The sequence below is a fragment of the Endozoicomonas sp. OPT23 genome, from assembly GCF_009653635.1.
Classification (GTDB): domain Bacteria; phylum Pseudomonadota; class Gammaproteobacteria; order Pseudomonadales; family Endozoicomonadaceae; genus Endozoicomonas_A.
Map to the genome: position 1 here is coordinate 204,996 of NZ_PPFD01000006.1, position 18,036 is coordinate 223,031.

General features: G+C 40.3%; 15 protein-coding genes. 5 read left to right on the forward strand and 10 right to left on the reverse strand.

The genetic code is table 11. The features are described from left to right. Positions 1 to 22 precede the first annotated feature (22 nt). The 4 genes from EOPP23_RS14870 to EOPP23_RS14885 are packed head-to-tail and all read left to right on the forward strand — an operon-like array spanning position 23 to position 5,734. Positions 23 to 853, forward strand: coding sequence for a TnsA endonuclease C-terminal domain-containing protein (locus EOPP23_RS14870; RefSeq protein WP_153766792.1), 831 nt, complete (start codon positions 23 to 25; stop codon positions 851 to 853). Positions 854 to 888: 35 nt separating this feature from the next. After that, on the forward strand, positions 889 to 3,255 hold the full coding sequence (locus EOPP23_RS14875; RefSeq protein ID WP_153766793.1) for a hypothetical protein: 2,367 nt from the start codon (positions 889 to 891) through the stop codon (positions 3,253 to 3,255). Then, entirely contained in the window at positions 3,252 to 4,850 is a 1,599-nt protein-coding gene (locus EOPP23_RS14880; RefSeq protein WP_153766794.1) for a TniB family NTP-binding protein, read from the forward strand. The genes EOPP23_RS14875 and EOPP23_RS14880 overlap by 4 nt, the downstream gene beginning before the upstream one ends. Continuing rightward, a complete protein-coding gene (locus tag EOPP23_RS14885; RefSeq protein ID WP_153766795.1) occupies positions 4,850 to 5,734 on the forward strand; it encodes a hypothetical protein in 885 nt (294 codons plus the stop codon). The genes EOPP23_RS14880 and EOPP23_RS14885 overlap by 1 nt, the downstream gene beginning before the upstream one ends. 2 nt (positions 5,735 to 5,736) lie before the next feature. On the opposite strand, the gene EOPP23_RS14890 is transcribed toward EOPP23_RS14885, so the two are convergent. Continuing rightward, positions 5,737 to 6,057 carry a helix-turn-helix domain-containing protein gene (locus EOPP23_RS14890; protein WP_153767216.1) on the reverse strand — a complete coding sequence of 107 codons (321 nt, stop codon included), beginning with the start codon at positions 6,055 to 6,057 and terminating at the stop codon, positions 5,737 to 5,739. Positions 6,058 to 6,211: 154 nt separating this feature from the next. Between EOPP23_RS14890 and EOPP23_RS14895 the strand changes: the two genes are divergently transcribed. Next, positions 6,212 to 6,706, forward strand: coding sequence for a transposase (locus EOPP23_RS14895; RefSeq protein ID WP_194842621.1), 495 nt, complete (start codon positions 6,212 to 6,214; stop codon positions 6,704 to 6,706). A 360-nt stretch (positions 6,707 to 7,066) separates the two neighbouring features. Here EOPP23_RS14895 and EOPP23_RS14900 read toward each other — a convergent pair whose 3' ends face one another. From EOPP23_RS14900 to pseI, 9 genes are all read right to left on the reverse strand, one after another. Then, complete coding sequence (locus EOPP23_RS14900; RefSeq protein WP_153766797.1) at positions 7,067 to 8,440, reverse strand: undecaprenyl-phosphate glucose phosphotransferase; 1,374 nt, start codon at positions 8,438 to 8,440, stop codon at positions 7,067 to 7,069. 56 nt (positions 8,441 to 8,496) lie between these two features. Next, entirely contained in the window at positions 8,497 to 8,868 is a 372-nt protein-coding gene (locus EOPP23_RS14905; protein WP_194842622.1) for a VanZ family protein, read from the reverse strand. Positions 8,869 to 8,920: 52 nt separating this feature from the next. Next, positions 8,921 to 10,297, reverse strand: a complete 1,377-nt coding sequence (locus EOPP23_RS14910) for a phosphomannomutase CpsG (RefSeq protein ID WP_153766799.1) — start codon at positions 10,295 to 10,297, stop codon at positions 8,921 to 8,923. Positions 10,298 to 10,300: 3 nt separating this feature from the next. Further along, complete coding sequence (locus EOPP23_RS14915) at positions 10,301 to 11,722, reverse strand: mannose-1-phosphate guanylyltransferase/mannose-6-phosphate isomerase (RefSeq protein WP_370514800.1); 1,422 nt, start codon at positions 11,720 to 11,722, stop codon at positions 10,301 to 10,303. After that, complete coding sequence (locus tag EOPP23_RS14920) at positions 11,722 to 12,855, reverse strand: glycosyltransferase family 4 protein (RefSeq protein WP_153766800.1); 1,134 nt, start codon at positions 12,853 to 12,855, stop codon at positions 11,722 to 11,724. The genes EOPP23_RS14915 and EOPP23_RS14920 overlap by 1 nt, the downstream gene beginning before the upstream one ends. A gap of 80 nt (positions 12,856 to 12,935) precedes the next feature. Next, positions 12,936 to 14,186 (reverse strand): O-antigen polymerase, encoded by a 1,251-nt coding sequence (locus tag EOPP23_RS14925; protein ID WP_153766801.1) that lies wholly within the window; start codon positions 14,184 to 14,186, stop codon positions 12,936 to 12,938. Next, positions 14,176 to 15,480, reverse strand: coding sequence for a hypothetical protein (locus EOPP23_RS14930; protein WP_153766802.1), 1,305 nt, complete (start codon positions 15,478 to 15,480; stop codon positions 14,176 to 14,178). The genes EOPP23_RS14925 and EOPP23_RS14930 overlap by 11 nt, the downstream gene beginning before the upstream one ends. A gap of 612 nt (positions 15,481 to 16,092) precedes the next feature. After that, positions 16,093 to 16,803, reverse strand: a complete 711-nt coding sequence (locus EOPP23_RS14935) for a GNAT family N-acetyltransferase (protein ID WP_153766803.1) — start codon at positions 16,801 to 16,803, stop codon at positions 16,093 to 16,095. A gap of 126 nt (positions 16,804 to 16,929) precedes the next feature. Further along, positions 16,930 to 17,979 (reverse strand): pseudaminic acid synthase, encoded by a 1,050-nt coding sequence (gene pseI / locus EOPP23_RS14940; RefSeq protein ID WP_153766804.1) that lies wholly within the window; start codon positions 17,977 to 17,979, stop codon positions 16,930 to 16,932. Positions 17,980 to 18,036: the final 57 nt, after the last annotated feature.

Genomic DNA, 18,036 nt, shown 5'->3' on the forward strand with positions numbered 1-18,036 from the left:
ACCAGGATCAAAGAGTTCAAAAATGCCAAATTGGACAGAAACGAAAATCTCTGAAAAAGTTCGTCAAAACCATGGTCGTGGCGAAGGCATGGAATACCGCTCATGGCTCAAAAAGAAAGAACGAAAGAGTTCAGAGAGCAACCTGAACCGCGTCAAAGGTCGACTGGTTCGGAGAAAGTATGAATTACGCGACAATCTTGACGTTACAGCACTTAGAATGATTGAGGAAAATCCTCGTGTCATTGATATCCGTGAACACTACCGTCTTGACCGAGAAGTCACTTTAGCAATAGCAGACCAACTGGGTATAAAACACCCCTGTTACGAAAACACTGTCATTCCAGAGGTTCTAACGGTCAACTACCTGTTAACACTGACAGATGATGAACTTTTTACTCCAGGCTCTATAGGTGTTGAAGTAGCCTGGTCCTCAAAACTCACTAAAGAAGCATTACTGCGTCTGGATATCATAAGCCTATATCTGGAGCATGAACTAAAAACACCACCGCTGAAAGTTTTTACCGAGCGTGAAACCTCTTCAGAGATAATCAAAGGCTTCAACTGGGTAGCCAGTGCTTACGAAATTTCATCTACAGATTTTCCGGGAATCAACCTTCGGAAAATCCAGTCTCACCTATTGGATGAAATATCTAGAAATAACCCCAATCCAATAAATCAGGTTTGCAAAAGCATAGATGGAAAGCTGAAATACCCAACAGGTAGCTGTCTGCGCATCTGTCGGGCAATGCTAGCTCATGCCATTTTAACTGTAGATTACTTTACAAGTCCGATAGGAGAAACAACTCCTTTCTCAAGCCTGTCGATCAACTCGGAAGGCGAGTTTCTCTCATGAGTTCAGCAGAGCAACTATCAGCAGCTGGTGACCTGTTGCAAAAAGGGCAAGTGTTCCGAGACAAGGATCTTGATCAATGTTTCCGCATTACATACCTCCCTGTTCGCGGTGTCTACACCTACATAATTAACCTGCCCGACAAACCAAAGAACACTTTCCCTACTTCTGTCGAGACACAATCGATACTTAAACGTTTTGAGGAAGGCGTGCTTGAAGTTGTCGAGGATAGTCCATACAACCTGGAGCCTCAGACTTTATCAGACAAACAAAAAGATAGAGCAAGTGAACTCTGGCTAATTCTCGAGCCCTATCTGATTAATCAACCCGATATATTTATTCCTTCTGTCAGAGGAGAAGCGTTTACAGCAGCCCATGCTGCCCACGGCATCAGCAAAGAAACATTTTATCTTGCGGTATCTCGATATTTTCAGAAAGGTCAGTCCGAACTGGCCTTGGCTCCTGATTACAATAAAAGAGGTATATTAAAAAAAGCAAACAATTCTACTGAAAATGATGAAAACCCTGTAGCCACAAAAGTTCCGCCAAAAAAAAGAGGAAGACCAAGCAAAGAGCATGGAGAAGGAAGACCAAGCCATCTATTCCATAGCCAGTTCGACTATGCCCTGAAACACTTCCATATCAGCGAAAAACAAACCATAAAAAGCAGCTATAAAAGAATGATTCGAGCCTTCTTTCCTGGCTGCAATCGAAGAGAGGTACCCTCTTACAAGCAAATGCTTGATTACAATAATAAAGACTACCAAAAAATGAAGCTGTTCAGGCAACGTTACGGAAAAATAGTAGTACCACGATCTGATCGCCCCATGTTTAGTAGCAGTGTCGCTAACGCTCCCTATCCAGGCAGTGTATTTGAAATCGATGCAACCATTGCCAATGTTTATGTTCTCAGTAGTTATTTTGACTATGATGATCCAGTCACACCCCATGAGATTGTGATCATAGGTCGCCCTGTGATCTACCACATAGTAGATGTTTTCTCCCGAATGATTGTTGGCCTCTTCATTGGTGTCGAGGGTCCATCCTGGGCTGCAGCTTCTATGGCTATCCGTAATCTTCTGGAAGACAAACAACTGTTTTGCCTGAAATACGGTATTGATCTGAACGATTTAGATAATCAGAAGCTGGAGTATCTAGGTACTGAATTATTTCCGTTGATCAGTGGGTTATCAGAAAAATTACGTGCAGATCATGGCGAATTTAGAGGTGACAAACCAGACGGCCTGATAGAACTCATTGGGCAATCCATAGAGAATCATAAAGTCTACTGTCCTGACTTGAAAGGAACTACTGAGCAGTCGTTTGATATATCGCAGAAAAAAGGGCAATACACTCAACTCTACACAGTCGAGCAATCCTTTAAAGTCAGGGACCAGATTCTTGGAAAAGGCATAGATCCACGCCGCGAGGCATGCCTGACACTCCGTGAATTCATCGGGCTGTACCTGAGAATAATACTCAAACTGAATGCTAGTGTCAGGGTTGGCTATCCTCGCACTAAGGATATGATTAAAAAAGGAGTTCCGGCCATACCCGTTAAGCTTTGGCAGTACGGTATTGAAAATATTGGTGGTGTTTTACGCACCCCACCTATCCAGCAGGTGCAAAAGGCTCTGCTACCACGCAAACCGTGTTCAACAAACAGACAAGGCATCCATTTTTTTAAAGATCAGTATTATTTCTGCTCCTACGCTGAGAAAAGGGGCTGGTTTGAAAGGGGCAATTACCAAAAAAACATAACACTTGCCTATGATCCTTACTCAATGGATCAAGCCTATCTGGTTACACCAAAAGACAACAAGATCGAATACATTCCTTGCAAACTTACACCAAGGTGCAGGGATAAATATCAAGGTACAACCTTTAAAGATGCTGAGTTCATTCTGCGTTATGAAGAAGAGGAAAACATTCAGATCTCACATGATCAAAATATGAATGACACCACCGAAACAGCAATCAACGAGAAAATTGCCCAAACCAAAAGCCGTCTTCCAGAAAAAGGCAACACTCCTGCCACCTGGAAAGGAATGAGAGATAACAGGCACCAGGAAGCAAAAAGAGAAGCGCAGCAGGAAAAGGTACCTGAGCCTGAATGTCCAGAAGTGTCAGCTCAGTTACCTCCCGAAATACCACCTGAGTTACCTCCACAAGCACCACCGCAATTACGCGATGCACCACCTATCCAAGCAGAGCCAGACCAGGAACCACATGAAACCAGCGAACGTACTCGAAATGAACCAGTTACCCCTCGTGAAACCACCAAGTCACCTCCACTATCTACCAAAACAACAGCAGAGAAAGAAGCTGAAGCTCATGATGAACAAATGAGAGCTATCCGTAGAGAAGCTAAACGAAGAAAACTGAGTGAGCGTCAATCAGAATGAACAAATACTATGATGATCGGGATTTATGGATAGAAAAAGCCGTTTACAAAGAACAGCCTCTGTCTAGAAATAGAGGCATACCGTATATCGAAGCTCTGCCTTTAAGAATGGATATGGCAACTTTTACAGATGCTATTGAAAACCCGATACCTTATGACCCAGCTGAAAAAAACCTGCCAGCCCATGAACGCGCCGGAGGTCCTTTCGTTCTTTCGAGCTGGTTTTTATCACAGGCACCTCACTACGACCTCTATCTTAAATTCGACAGTTTAATCAGAGACGGTTATTTTCAAAACACTAGAAGAATAAACAGAAGTTACAGCTTAACGCCACTTGGTGGTTTCCTTATTGCGCCTTCCGGCACGGGAAAGAGTGACGGTACAGCCAACTGCCTGCAGCTCATTCCTGACATCATTATTCACGACCCTGATCACTTTGAAGACAGCAGAGATTTCCAGCAGTATCAGGTCCCTGTACTTATGATCATGGCCCCCCATGATGGAAAGGAAAAATCTCTTGAAAAAAACATTATCGAGTCACTCAAATACATTTTACAGGATCGATTCGGCATTTTTATCGATGAAAAAAAAGATATACGGTATCTGTTGCGATATTACAAAGTGGGTCTATTAGCTATCGATGAAGTGCCGTTCCTGCTGCAATCCAGCGAAGATAACTATGAAACCATTCTGAATTACCTCGTGTACCTGAGAACCAGGCTTTGTATACCTGTCTTGTTCATTGGTACACCCGACATTTTGAAGATTTTTGAAAAGTATCCTTCGCAGACACGCAAAATTATCGGGCCTGGCAGTACTTCTTTGTTGCCTATGTTTGCCACGGGTAGAAACGAGCATCGTGATTTTATATTGTCCCCGGATTTCGTCGATTTTATACGAGAGATGTGGGAGTACCAGTGGATTGAACAAGCAACTGATGCACCCTCTGAAGCCATACTTCAAGCATTTTATATGTGCACTGCTGGTATCAGGGACTATATCGTTAAGCTGTTTCAGTTAATTCAAATCAAACTTATATACGACCACAATCGGAGCCCCAGCCTTGAGGAAGTGATCACTCCGGAGCTGATCAACACAGTGGCTGAACAAGAGCTGCGTATTGTAAATAATAAGATTCAGTGTCTTGTAGAAAACCCTGCCAGTGCTCAGGAAATACAAGACATGGGACTTGACCAGCTACCCGAGATTGCTGAATTAGCCAGGAACTACCAGATTGCGCCCTCTGAAGAGCAGCAGACTGAATATCAGCACATTCGTAAAAAGGTCACCAATGAACAGTCATTGACGAATAAACTGCTGGCGGAGGGTATTGAGCCCGATAGAGCCCACCTGCTCGCCAGATGTATCATTAACAAGTATCCGGATGCTAAAGATCAGTTACGAAAAGCATTGAATCTTGATGCAGACCCTGAGTTTGGCAAGCTGCTGGCTCCTTATATTGAACGCAAAGAAATTAACATAACATCGTTCAAGGTTGACCGATTCAGGAGCTGCTATACCAAAGACGGGGGAAAAGAAGCCGTTTATGAAAACCTGAAAATTAATAATTTAACTACGAATCTAAGAGATCTCTGATGACCAGTCATATACAGCGACTGGGGATCATACCCTACAAGAAAAAATCGGGAGAACAACGGCTGCCAAACTGGACGACAGTTGATGGCGGCTCACAACATTTTTGTTTCTGGGGCAATATTCTCAGGGACGAAACAGGCGGCCAACGTATTCTAATGCGCTTTCGGGATAGCGAAAATAACCACATGGATTACCCACTACCTTTCCGGTTTATGCGCCGTATGGGAATGGGTACCAAGATCAACAGTGGCTATCCAAACTATGAACTCCCAGACAAACCCTGGCATACCGTTCGCTTTTCTCCCCATGAAGTCGATCTACTGTCACTGGCAGATTGCCCTCAATGGATAAAAGATAAATGTATGTATCAGGGAGCGGAGGACGTATTTGGCCAGCAACCCATCTTCCGCTTCAGAAATGAAGACCGACTTTATTACCTGCCTGCAATGGAATTCATTCGTAAATGTTATATTGCCAATGCCTTGTGTTGCGACGATGTGATCTACCCGGGGAGAATGGAGACAGCCATCAGCTATAAAGAGCAAAAGGGCGAACGATTAACCCTACACCTGCTGAGACGCTACAGACGAGCTTTTATCACAAAAGGTACTGCTCAGTTTCTTGCGCGCTGGTATACCTGTATGACGTTCAGAGCGAGCTTCAACTCCGTAGCCAATGAAACTATCTTGCTACCTCAGAGAGCCAGTCATCCTTTGAGATTTGAACCGCCAAGGATCAGCGATATAAAGCTGACCTGTATTCAGGACAATCATCAGAAGAGATATTGGATAGAGAGAATTATTGATATTAAGAATATTCCGATCACAGCCAGTGAAGTAGTCATTTATCAAGGTACAAAAAAGTGCAGTTTTAAAGTTCGATAGACTCAAAGAGTCTCTAGCTCAGCCAGAAATGTCAGTAGTTTCTTTTTCTTTTCACTTGGCATCCTACCGTACTGAACAAGCAATTCTGCCAGCTGATCATCTTTGCAGTAAAAATAAGGCACAGGAACATCAAGTATTTTAGCAATACGTTCCAGAGTGTCGAAGTCTGGAAAATGCTTTCCTTTCTCGTAGTGGTTCATACGGGCACTGGCAGAAAACTCATCGATACCCGCGAGTATACCCAAATTTTTCTGAGAAATGCCTTTCGCTTTTCTGGCTGTCTTAAGCCTTGTTGGTAAAGGAGATCGTGACACGAGTGACATCATGTACTCTGAGTGGTTGCACCAACAAATCTTCCTTGTTTCTCGTTCACGTATATACTTAGGATTCTTAAGTTTTTGTGTCGTCTTCTTACCGACTGTATTCGTCAGTTTTCAAGTGAGATGCACAAGAACATCACGCTATGAAGGAAAAATCATGGCTACAGAATCAAAGCGTCAAACCTATACACTCGAGTTTCGGCAAAAAGCAGTAGAGTTAGCCTTAACTGCAGAGCAGCCTACATCACAGGTTGCGAGAATATTGAAAGTAAAAGAGAGCACGCTGGCCAACTGGGTCGCAGCAAAAAAGCGCGCGCTGAAAAATCAAGGTTTACTGGATCTTGATGACCTGAAGAAGAAGGAGTTTATTGATCAAGACAAACATTCAAGACCAAAGGCCAATAATCAGGTAAACAAGCAAGACACTGCAGTCCCAGCGTCGGCCACACATCACAACAGCGATCAAGAACCCTTGGTTAGCCAAAGTTCTAACCATCAACCGTCCACACAGATAGAGAACGAAAGCATTCTGAAGTCCACCATGACAAAGCTGCCGCAAGAGCTGCAGATTCTGCGCAATGAAAATCAAAGGCTAAAGAGGGAGCGAGACATTTTCAGGGAGGCTGTAGTGCTAATGGCAAGAGCAGAGTGATCCGTTACGAAGAAAAAGTATTTGGCTGAGGATTCTTTTTATATTTCATTTTGGTTATTACAACCATACCCCCCAGAGGAGCCTGCCATTTTGGCGGTTATAAAATTGGCAGTAAACTCCACGAACTATCGCACTGCGACCCTACCTATCGGTGGAAAAATAAACCACAGTCGCACATTCTTCAGCCACCTTGCGATGGTCCAAGTTCTATACTCAGGAGACCTTGGTGAAAAACATTTAATAGCCACCTCAAATGCAGTCATAAGCTCAACGATCAAACTCACTGAACTTACATCTCCATGAATATAGCTCTGCTGACTGAAATTACAACAAAAGAAGTGACACTTCTACGCATCGGTATCAATAAGCATTAGGATTCAAAAAACCCTTAAACACCGTCATGAAAATAATTCTGAAATCCAGCCACAAAGTCCAGCGATCCATATATTCAAGGTCGCACTCCACACGCTTCTGCATCTTTTCCAGTGTGTCTGTTTCGCCTCGAAACCCTCGTACCTGAGCCAAACCTGTAATTCCAGGCTTCACCTTATGACGTTTCATATAGGATTCGACAATTTCTTTATAGTACTCATTGTGCTCAAGGGCATGAGGCCGTGGGCCGACAATGGACATCTTCCCCTGTATTACATTAAAAAACTGCGGCAACTCGTCCAGGCTGGTTCGGCGCAAGAAAGCGCCTACTTTGGTAATTCTGGCGTCACCTTTTGACGCCTGAGTCACTTTCCCCTGCTCTTCTGTATGGATACTCATGGACCGGAATTTATAAACCTTAATCCGTTTGCCATCAATACCATGACGATACTGTTTGAACAGCACAGGGCCTGGCGATGTGAGCTTTATCGCCAGTGCTATAAGCGCACACACAGGCAAAATCAGCAGAAAGATGATTAGCCCAACCACGCGGTCTTCAATCGCTTTTACAATACGACTGTAACCATCCAGCGGCGAGCAGCTGATATCAAGTGAATAATATCCGCCAATGGGTGAAACCTTATGATTCAACAGCGGAATATCCTGGAGGCCAGGCATAAAACGCACATCAACCGTAGAATGTTTCATCGCCTCGATAAGACTATGAACCGCCCCACTGTCCTTTAAAGGCAGGCAGATCCAGCATTCATCATAGTGTTCATTTTTTGCCAATACTGCATCAAGTTCACCTGCAGCCTGCTGTTCCGATTCATAAGGAATAACGGTATCAATGTTATAGCCATAGCTGTTACTCCCCTGAAAATCATCCAGAATCATTTGATAGTTACGACCACGACCAATGACCATGACTCGTCGAGTATTACGCCCCTGACTTCGCATTTTCACAAGAGCTTTGTAAACACAAATCCGACAGGCTACAGCACCAAAGACAGCCACCAATGACCATATAGCAATCCAAAGTCGTGAATAGCTCTCCGCTGTTTTAGTCGCCACTATAAACAGTGCCAGAGTAATAAATGACAGAATCCATGCCCAAATAACCTTTCCCAACCGTTCATGAAGGTCTCTTCCTCGCCAAGGCTCGTAAACACCCACAACAAATGAACAGAGCACCGCCAGCAAAGATTGAATAGCTATCAAGTTTGCATTGGGCCAAAGCATAGACAGGGATTGAAAACGGATCAGCTCTGAAAACTTTGCGCAGGCAATGGCTACGGTAAAATCCAGAATAATAAGCAGGTAAAGAGGCAACCGAGTGCGCCCCAAGTGTATAGTAGGCATGAAGTTACATCAATAAAGTAATAGAGAGGATTTATAAAAAAAAGTAATAAGAAGAGTTATAAGGAACGGGAACTTGAAACTACTACTTTGGTATGACTCACAATATGAAATATACAATACCCTGCAATCAATCCTAAGAGGCTGGCGGCAAAGTCATAAAGATTAAAGTGTCGTGTTGGTAGATAATACTGCAATAGCTCGTCTGTCACGCACCCTAATACAAGAATCATCAGTACCGGAGTGACCAATCGAAATCGAGACGCCGGAAAGGCAAGGTGAGCAAGAAATGAGAGAACACAGGCCATGGCGAAATGCATTTGTTTGTTACCGCCAAGAAACACCTCGATTCCTCCCCAAAGAGAGGAACCATAACCTGCACTCTTGGCAGCCGATAAGCCGATGATAAATGCCAACCAAGCAATAGCCATTATACGAAAAGCACTTACCATATTTACCTTCAAGCTGCCAAATATGACAAATTTATCTTCGAAGAATGCTCAAAATCTCTGAAGTTTTCTCTTTCATCAGAGCTACAGAGCCACGGCTTTCAACATTCAAACGTACGACAGGCTCTGTATTCGAGGAACGCAGGTTGAACCGCCACGTTCCCATATCGAGAGAGATACCATCAGTATGATCAATGTCTAGAGCATCCGCTTGATAGTCAGCCAGTACACGAGCAATGGCTGCCGGAGCGTCGTCAAGTTTACTGTTAATTTCTCCAGAGGATGGAAACAAAGCAATACGTTCTTCAACCAGAGCTGACAATGGTTTGTTTTTACGGGACATCAATTCAGCCACCAACAACCAGGGAATCATGCCTGAGTCGCAGTAAGCAAAATCACGAAAGTAATGGTGAGCACTCATCTCACCACCATATACAGCATCTTCTGCTCGCATACGTTCTTTAATAAAAGCATGACCGGTTTTGCAGAGTACTGGCTCACCTCCGGCTGACTTTACCTGGTCAATCGTATTCCAGGTTAAGCGTGGGTCATGGAGTATCTTCGCACCCGGCTCATGAGCCAGAAACGCTTCACCCAGCAGACCTACAATGTAGTAACCCTCAATAAACTGGCCTTTTTCATCAAACAGAAAACAGCGGTCAAAGTCTCCATCCCAGGCAATGCCCATGTCAGCGTTGTGTGCCAGCACAGCATCGGTGGTTGCTTGTCGACAATCGTGCAATAGTGGATTAGGAATACCGTGTGGGAAGTTACCATCCGGTTCGTGGTGAATTTTCACAAACTCAACAGGTACAGAAGCCGCATTAAACCTTTCCTCAATTGCGTCAATCACATGCCCGGCAGCGCCGTTGCCTGCGTTCACAACCAGTTTTAGGGGCTTAAGATTGTCAGGTTTTATATACCCAAGAATATGATCGATGTAGGGGGAAATATTGTTCAGCTCTGAATAATCTCCCTGCATTACACTGTTGTTAGACTTATCTAATTGCAGGAATTCATGGGCCAGTTCTTCAATCTCCCTGAGCCCGGTATCGCCGGAAATGGGTTTGCTTTCTTCCCGCACCAGCTTCATACCGTTATAGTCCATGGGATTGTGGCTGGCAGTAACCATTATCCCCGCATCGGCTTTCAGGTGAGAAGTAGCATAATAGATTTCTTCCGTACCACATAGGCCGATATCAACAACACTCGCTCCCCCAACTCTCAAACCGTCACTTAAGGCACTTTTCAGTTCTGGTGTCGATAGCCTGATGTCGCCACCGATGACAACTTTTTCAGGTTTGAGATACTCAGCAACAGCACGCCCAATGGCTCTTGCAACATCGACATTCAACTCATCAGGAAGACGGCCACGAATATCGTAGGCCTTAAAACAAGACAACTGTTTCATAGATCAAGACCGTCCATAAGTATCTTCGAATCGAACAATATCATCTTCACCGAGATAACTACCGCTCTGTACCTCTATCAGTTCCAGATCAAATTTCCCTGGATTTTCCAGTCGATGAACCTCACCCACTGGAATATAAGTAGACTGGTTCTCAGTCAGTAGAATCTGTTGCTCTCCATTAGTTACCAGTGCTGTGCCTTTCACCACGATCCAGTGTTCGGCACGGTGATAGTGTTTCTGTAAAGAAAGCTGTGCACCCGGCTTAACCGTGATTCGTTTCACCTGGAAACGTTCGCCATGGTCAATGGAATCATAAGCTCCCCAAGGTCGGTACACCTTGCGATGCAGCTTTGCCTCGGTTCGGTTTTCAGCTTTAAGCTGTTCAACAACCTTCTTCACATCCTGCACACGATCTTTATGAGAGACCAGAATCGCATCATCACTCTCTGTAATGACAAGATTTTCAACACCCACGGTGGCAATCAGCTTTTTCTCACTGCGCACATAGGTGTTGCGTGTATCCTGCAATAGCACGTCACCCAGAGTAGAGTTACCGGCTTCGTCTTTTTCAGAAATATCTGCCAGTGATGTCCAGGAACCGACATCAGACCAGCCTGCATCCAGAGGTACTACTACGGCATCTTTGGTTTTTTCCATGACTGCGTAATCAATGGAATCATCCGGACAGGCTTTAAAAGCGGCTTCATCAAGACGAACGAAGTCCAAGTCTTCATTTTGAACGGTCATAGCTTGTTGGCAGGCATTCAGGATATCCGGACGGAATGTTTTTAATTGTTCGAGATAGCGTGAAGCCTTGAACAGGAACATACCGGAGTTCCAGAAATAGTTGCCGGAGGCAACATACTCCTCAGCTGTTTTAAGATCGGGCTTTTCAACAAACTGCTCTACCGGCGCAAGCTGCTTACTGCTCTCTACAAACTCACTGCTGGCCATGATATAGCCATAGCCTGTTTCCGGAGCAGTAGGCACAATACCAAAAGTCACCAGCTTACCATCACGGGCCGCGGGCAATGCTGCTTCAACAGCTTGGTGAAAAGCTGGGACATCATCAATCACATGATCCGCCGCAAGCACCAGTAATAAAGGCTCTTGATCTTCTGCTAAGGCTATAGCCTTGAGTGCTGCCAATGCCACTGCGGGCGCAGTATTCCGGCCTACGGGCTCAAGAATAATGGCAGAAGCGTTACGCTCCATTTGACGAAACTGCTCTGCAACCAAAAAGCGATGTTCTTCATTGGCAATCACCAGAGGCTCTGACACAGATTCCAGCCCCTCAAGGCGGGATAATGTGTTCTGGAACATAGTTTGATCGTTCACCAGCGGCAGAAACTGCTTGGGATAGAGAGAACGGGACTGAGGCCAGAGACGACTACCGGAGCCGCCGGACATTATTACGGGTAAAATCACTTATTACTACTTCCATTCAATGTTAACTGATGCTCTTCCCATTTACTCATCACAAATGCACTAAATTCATGTTTAAACCTTTCTGTAGAGAATTGGCTTGCATGCTCCCTAATTAGGGATGGAGATAATAAAGTAGTGTTCTCGAACCGTTGTATAGCGTCGCATAATGAAGATACAGTCTGATTATCAAAAAACAAACCTGTTTTTCCATCAACAACCGTTTCTTTAAGCCCCCCTTTCCCAAAAGCTATAACAGGTGTACCACACGCTTGAGCTTCTACAGGCACAATACCAAAATCTTCTTCTGCGGCGTAAACAAAAGCTCGAGCCCGCTGCATTCTGTCTTTCAGTTCATTAAATGGTCGATGCCCCAGTAACTGTATATTTGAGCCTGCACTTTTTTTTATCTTATCAAAATCAGGACCATCACCAATTACAACTAGCGTTTTATCCGGCATTTCTGAAAACGATTTAACTATAAGGTCAACTTTTTTATATGGAACCATTCTTGAACAAGTTAAATAGTAATCCTCTTTTTCTATACAGAGATCAAAGTCTTGGATTGCAACATTTGGGTATATAGTCGTTGCAGATCTTCCATAGACTTTTTTTATACGCCTACCAATATAATTTGAATTCGCAACAAAATGATCGACACCATTCGCAGTTCGATTGTCCCAAATACGAAATCTGTGTAGTAGATACCTTATAAGCCAAGATTTGATCCCTCTAGTATAATTTGCTTCGTTTAAGTACTGGTGTTGCAAGTCCCATGCATACCTAACAGGCGAATGACAGTAGCTTATATGCAGTTGGTCTGGACCAGTTAATACTCCCTTAGCTGCGCAATGACTACTCGATATAATAAGATCGTAGTCACCTATGTCATGCTGTTCAATTGCTAGAGGAAATAGTGGTAAATAATTCCTATACTTCGATTCTGCCATCGGTAATTTTTGAATGACTGAACACTTAGTTTTCTTATTATTCAAAAAAAATCGTTGATTGTCAGGAATAAAATCAACTAAACAAAAAATATCTGAATCAGGAAATATTGATATGATCTGCTCTAACACTTTTTCAGCACCAGCATAAGTTACTAGCCAGTCATGAATAATTGCAACTCTCATTTAAGTCATAAACCTTTTATAAAAAATAAATACCTGGTTCTTCAACATCTAACTCTTTTAGAATTTTCTAAAATAATTTCTTATTGCCTAGAGAATTTAGTTTTGCTAATAAAAATATAAATCAATGTAGCTATAAATATATAAGAGCCTTGACCACTAAATATTAAATTTATAATTGGTGAAAAGAACAACAAAAGACTTAAGTAAAAATACAATGGACAGTAAACACTATTTGCTTGAGCTTTGGAAAAAATAGTTTGCATAAAAAACCCAAACATACTACAAAATATAACCAAAAAATAACCAAAATCAATAAACAACGGACCTAGAAAAGTAGTATAAATTCCATTTCTTGGTGCAACTAGTAAGGTGCCTGGATCGAAAGGTAAGCCCGAAAAGTATGAAATTACTTTATAAAAAACAAAAAAAGTATAGTTCCCATACTGAAAATCTTGAAAACCATAATCCAGTAAATATGCTAATTCGTAAATACCATGTGTGATATATTGAATGAAGTTAATCAAAAAAACATAGAGAGAAAAAAGAAAGTCATTATTCTTGAAATATTCAAAAAAATCGAATTCTGGAACTGCAAATCTTGAATAACCAGAAATAAATATACTATCCTCTATCGCGAAACCAACTTCTTCGATACGAATTGAAAATATTACTCCAGATATCAATATAACAATAGAAAAAACCAATAAAAACACAGGTTTAATTAAGGATTTTAGTTTCACCTTATTATGATACATAAGAGTCATCATTAGAATCGCAAAATATATAAACAAGTAAATACGTGAACCAACAGTAAGATTAACCAATGGCAAATACAAACCAAATATTATGGAAAGAAATGCAAGAAACTTACTTTCGTTCATTTTTTTATATACATTAAAGTATTGGAAAAGCAAAAAATATGAAAAAGCACATAAGGGTGCGGATACTAATGAGTATATGTTTGTACTCGCGCTTGCCAGCAACTCCCTACTTTCTGAAAAACCGGTTGATAGCGATATGCTATACCCACGAAAATAAAACTTATCTATTATTGATAGTAAAATACCTACAAAAGACAAAATCAAAGCAACATTGAACCTATGCTTTTCCCTTTCCTTATTACAAAACAAGTGTTTTTTTATGACTTTCCTTTTCTTATTCATAGAATTTGAAGCCACAATACCTAAAAAGAAAAACAGGATAGATAGAAGCACAAGAAAATAAAACTCAACATTTAGACCAGAGTAGTCTATAAAACCTGTTCCGATTACAACTAAAAGAACATATAAGGAAAGTGAAAAAGTCATTATTTTTAAAGGACTATATATCATTAGTAATCCTCAGAAAAAAATAACCAAAAAATGCTTTTGTTATTTTTGAAATATTATCTGATGATATACAAGAAGGACTATTAATTGGATCCGAAATAATACCCTCAAATGAGTTCTCTCGAAGATAGGCTGCCAAACTCCCTTTTTCTGCGTCATATCTGAAACCGTAAAGGTCACCTTCAATATGCTCTTTCTTTGAAAAGAGAGAGACAGGATAGAATTTATTTGAGATATTTATTTTACCAGCTAATGCAGCTTCTATATTGATTGTTCCTGTCACAGAATAGATATACTTTGACAAATTAAATATGTCGTCCATTGTAGTGGAATGTTTTAATGCATTTACTCTATCATTTTCTCTCAACAGTGATAAAAGATCAGAAGATAATTCATATTTAGTTTTAGGGTTAGCTTTAAGAAGAACACTCCAAGATTTAGGAATAATTCGTAGAAGCTCTAGTACATTCTCCACTTGATTATTATATGGATAACCCCAAACATCAATATTTGCTTCTGGTTGTAACTGTAAAGGAACAAGAACAGTCTTATTCCAATCATCAATAGCTTCAATATCTATGGCACAGCTATCCCAACAGTGTTTATTATAGATTACGCTCGTATCTTTAGCTGCTGCTTTAAATAGTGATGGAGTATTATAAACCTCACCTTTAATTCTACCGTGTAACGAGTACTTCTTAACAGCATATTTCTTTAGCTTACCTTCTATTGAGTCCTTTATAGATGTAGTTCTTTTAATATAATCAGGAACTATAGATCTTTCTTTAATTTCAGTTTCTAGAGCAACATCATGATCATTTATTTCAAATAGTTTATTTTCATTACATGGCTGCAAAGTATCATATTTATATAAAGAAAATCTTCCGAGTGGATACCGACAACTTGTTGGATGTATGAATTCAATATTCTTTTTTTTACAAATTTCTATTGCGATCAATTCATGGAAAAGAGTACATTCACCAATAACCACATCAGGATCATAATTACACAAATATTTCTCAATTTCATTATAATAATAATTATAATGGTCATTAGATCGAGAAAATATCGAAACACTTCTATCTTGGATCTTCAGTTTATCAAAAAACGTACCTTCTGACTTTGAAAAATCATTAGATTCAGGGAAAGGTATTATATAATTTTCATGACCAGCTACTCTAAATAAATTATTTTGCACTAAAAATCGACACTCTAACCCCTGTGAGACAAACTCTTCTGCTAATCTTGCCCATAACAGTGTCTTTAATCTGTTCTCAATAAAAAGTATTTTTTTCATAATAACTCTAAAAAATAATAGTTGTTCTATTATCTATATTTAAAAATAGATAACACTTAAAGCATTTTTATATCACTCATACCACATGAAATAAGAATATCTGTCGCGCTATGTGTAGCAATACACAAAATTTAAAGAGTCGTATCAAAATAAATAATACCATTTGATATGTTTGATCTGTTCATTCAGCACGAGTCTGTTTATAGTTGTTTTTAATCACATAGAAGATACCGTAACAAACCTCCTACTCACACACTTAACAAAAAACAACTTACTAATTAAAGCTTAGCTTTTAAGATTCAGTAATAAGTAGTCAGATATTCGCTTTCGAATATAATTTCTACAGAAATATAGCGTTAGTATTTCACTGAAACCTTTGCCGCTATAGTGATAAATAGTAGTTGGCCGATAAATCTGAAATATTCGATTACGATCGTTGAGGTACCTAGCTACTTTTAACAGGTTCGTATAGCACATTCTCAATTTATTTACTAACTGCTAGAAATAGAAAATAGAACTCTAAATAATTTATAATAGATTATTTAAGTTTAAATATTAATTTGAATTTTAATTTGAAAAATAGAAATTTAGCGCTAATTGTAAGCTTTAATATTACAATTTGAATAATTTTTCATAGTAATCCGATCGAGTAGTATTATAAAACTCAAGAAACTCATTAAAAATAGAACTTCGCGGCATGGATTTAATTCTCTTCCTCATAAACTCAAAACTATCCCACAATTTACCATTACGACTTTTAGTTAAAAAATCAAAATCTTCCAAATTCATAGAAATCGAAAGAACATCAGATGTATGATTACCTTTAATAAATTTCCCAAAATGAATACCTTCTAATTTATATCCAATTAACTCCAGCCTATTTTGCCACCCTTTTAATTCAATATGCTGTCCAGCACTTATTCGCTTCATTCCAAGCATCTCAAAAGCATGAGTTGTCATCAGAGCCATTGCCTCTAAACTAATATATGGCTTATACTTCCGATCACCATCATTACTAACGACTAAAGCAATGTCACATGTCTTCTTCACATGATCTATAAATGACAACGAAATCGTACCAATAGGCACCTTATTTTTATCTACTATTATTAAAGGTAAGCGATCATTCGCTACACTCAGAAAGAATTTCTGTTGAAGTTCTCTGGTATTTGGAATAGCACCCTGCTCAAGGTATTTATTAACATTTTTATCATTAAACCAACTATACCAATTTGACGAGTACGCGAATGCCTCAGTCGCTATACATAAATCGGTCAATTCACCTTCTATAAAAACATCAAGATCAAATTTATTAGAATTCATTATTACAAACACTCATCGTAAAATCTTATGGCTTACTTTTATTTATTTTAAAATACACATAAAAACTAATAAAAAAGAAAAGCCTATGAATTAGCCCACGAAATGATAAACATCTGAGATGGGAATTTATTCAAAATACTCATACTTTAATGGCATACCGTAGACCAATTTTTTCTTAGCTATTTTACCTATTACTTCATCATAATATTTTGGTTCGATACCATTGCCTGGACGGATAGAACGAATATGTTGTTCGGTAAATATATCCCCTTTACCAATATCTTTTACAATATACAAAGATCGACGAAACTTGATATTTCCTTTTTCTGCCTCAGTTCGCTGATAGTTCACCTTGCCCAGTGACTGCCAAGCAGTTTTTGTGTCCCTGCATAACTGAGTCAACTCTGAAGGTTCTAATGAGAAGCTATCATCCGCCCCTCCACCAGTGCGATCTAGCGTTACATGCTTCTCTATCAAACACGCACCCAGCGCTACAGAGGCAACTGCTGTTGCGTTATCAATCGTATGATCTGACAATCCTACCAACACATCAAACCGCTCAGCCATATCTTTCAGTGTTCTTAAATTATACTGATCAGCTGGAGCCGGGTAACCACTGACACAATGCAATACTAGCAATTCATTGCAACCATGTTTTCTGGCTGTTTCAACAGCTTCCTGAATCTCATCTTCATTAGCCATACCTGTTGACATAATCATCGGCTTACCAGTTTGTGCAACCCGTGCGATCAATGGTAAATCTACTAATTCAAAAGAAGCGATTTTATAAGCAGGCGTATTTAGTTCTTCAAGTAGGTCAACAGCAGTAAAATCAAAGGGGGAACTGAATATCGTAATTCCTAATTCTTTTGCTTTCTCGAATAGGGGCTTATGCCACTCCCATGGCATGTGTGCACCCTTATAGAGTTCATATAGTGTTTGACCATCCCATAGACCACCATGTATCTGAAACTCTTCCGCATCACAGTCAATTGTTATTGTTTCATGAGTATACGACTGCAATTTTATAGCATCCGCACCCGCCTTCTTAGCTTCCTCCATGATTTTAAATGCTCGATTGATATCACCATTATGATTTGCCGACAATTCGGCAATAATATATGGTGGATATTCTGAACCTATTTTTCTACCAGCAATTTCAAATGTATCATTCATCAATTTATCTTCTTACTTAAATCTAATCACACTTCAACTCTCATTAAAATCAATGGA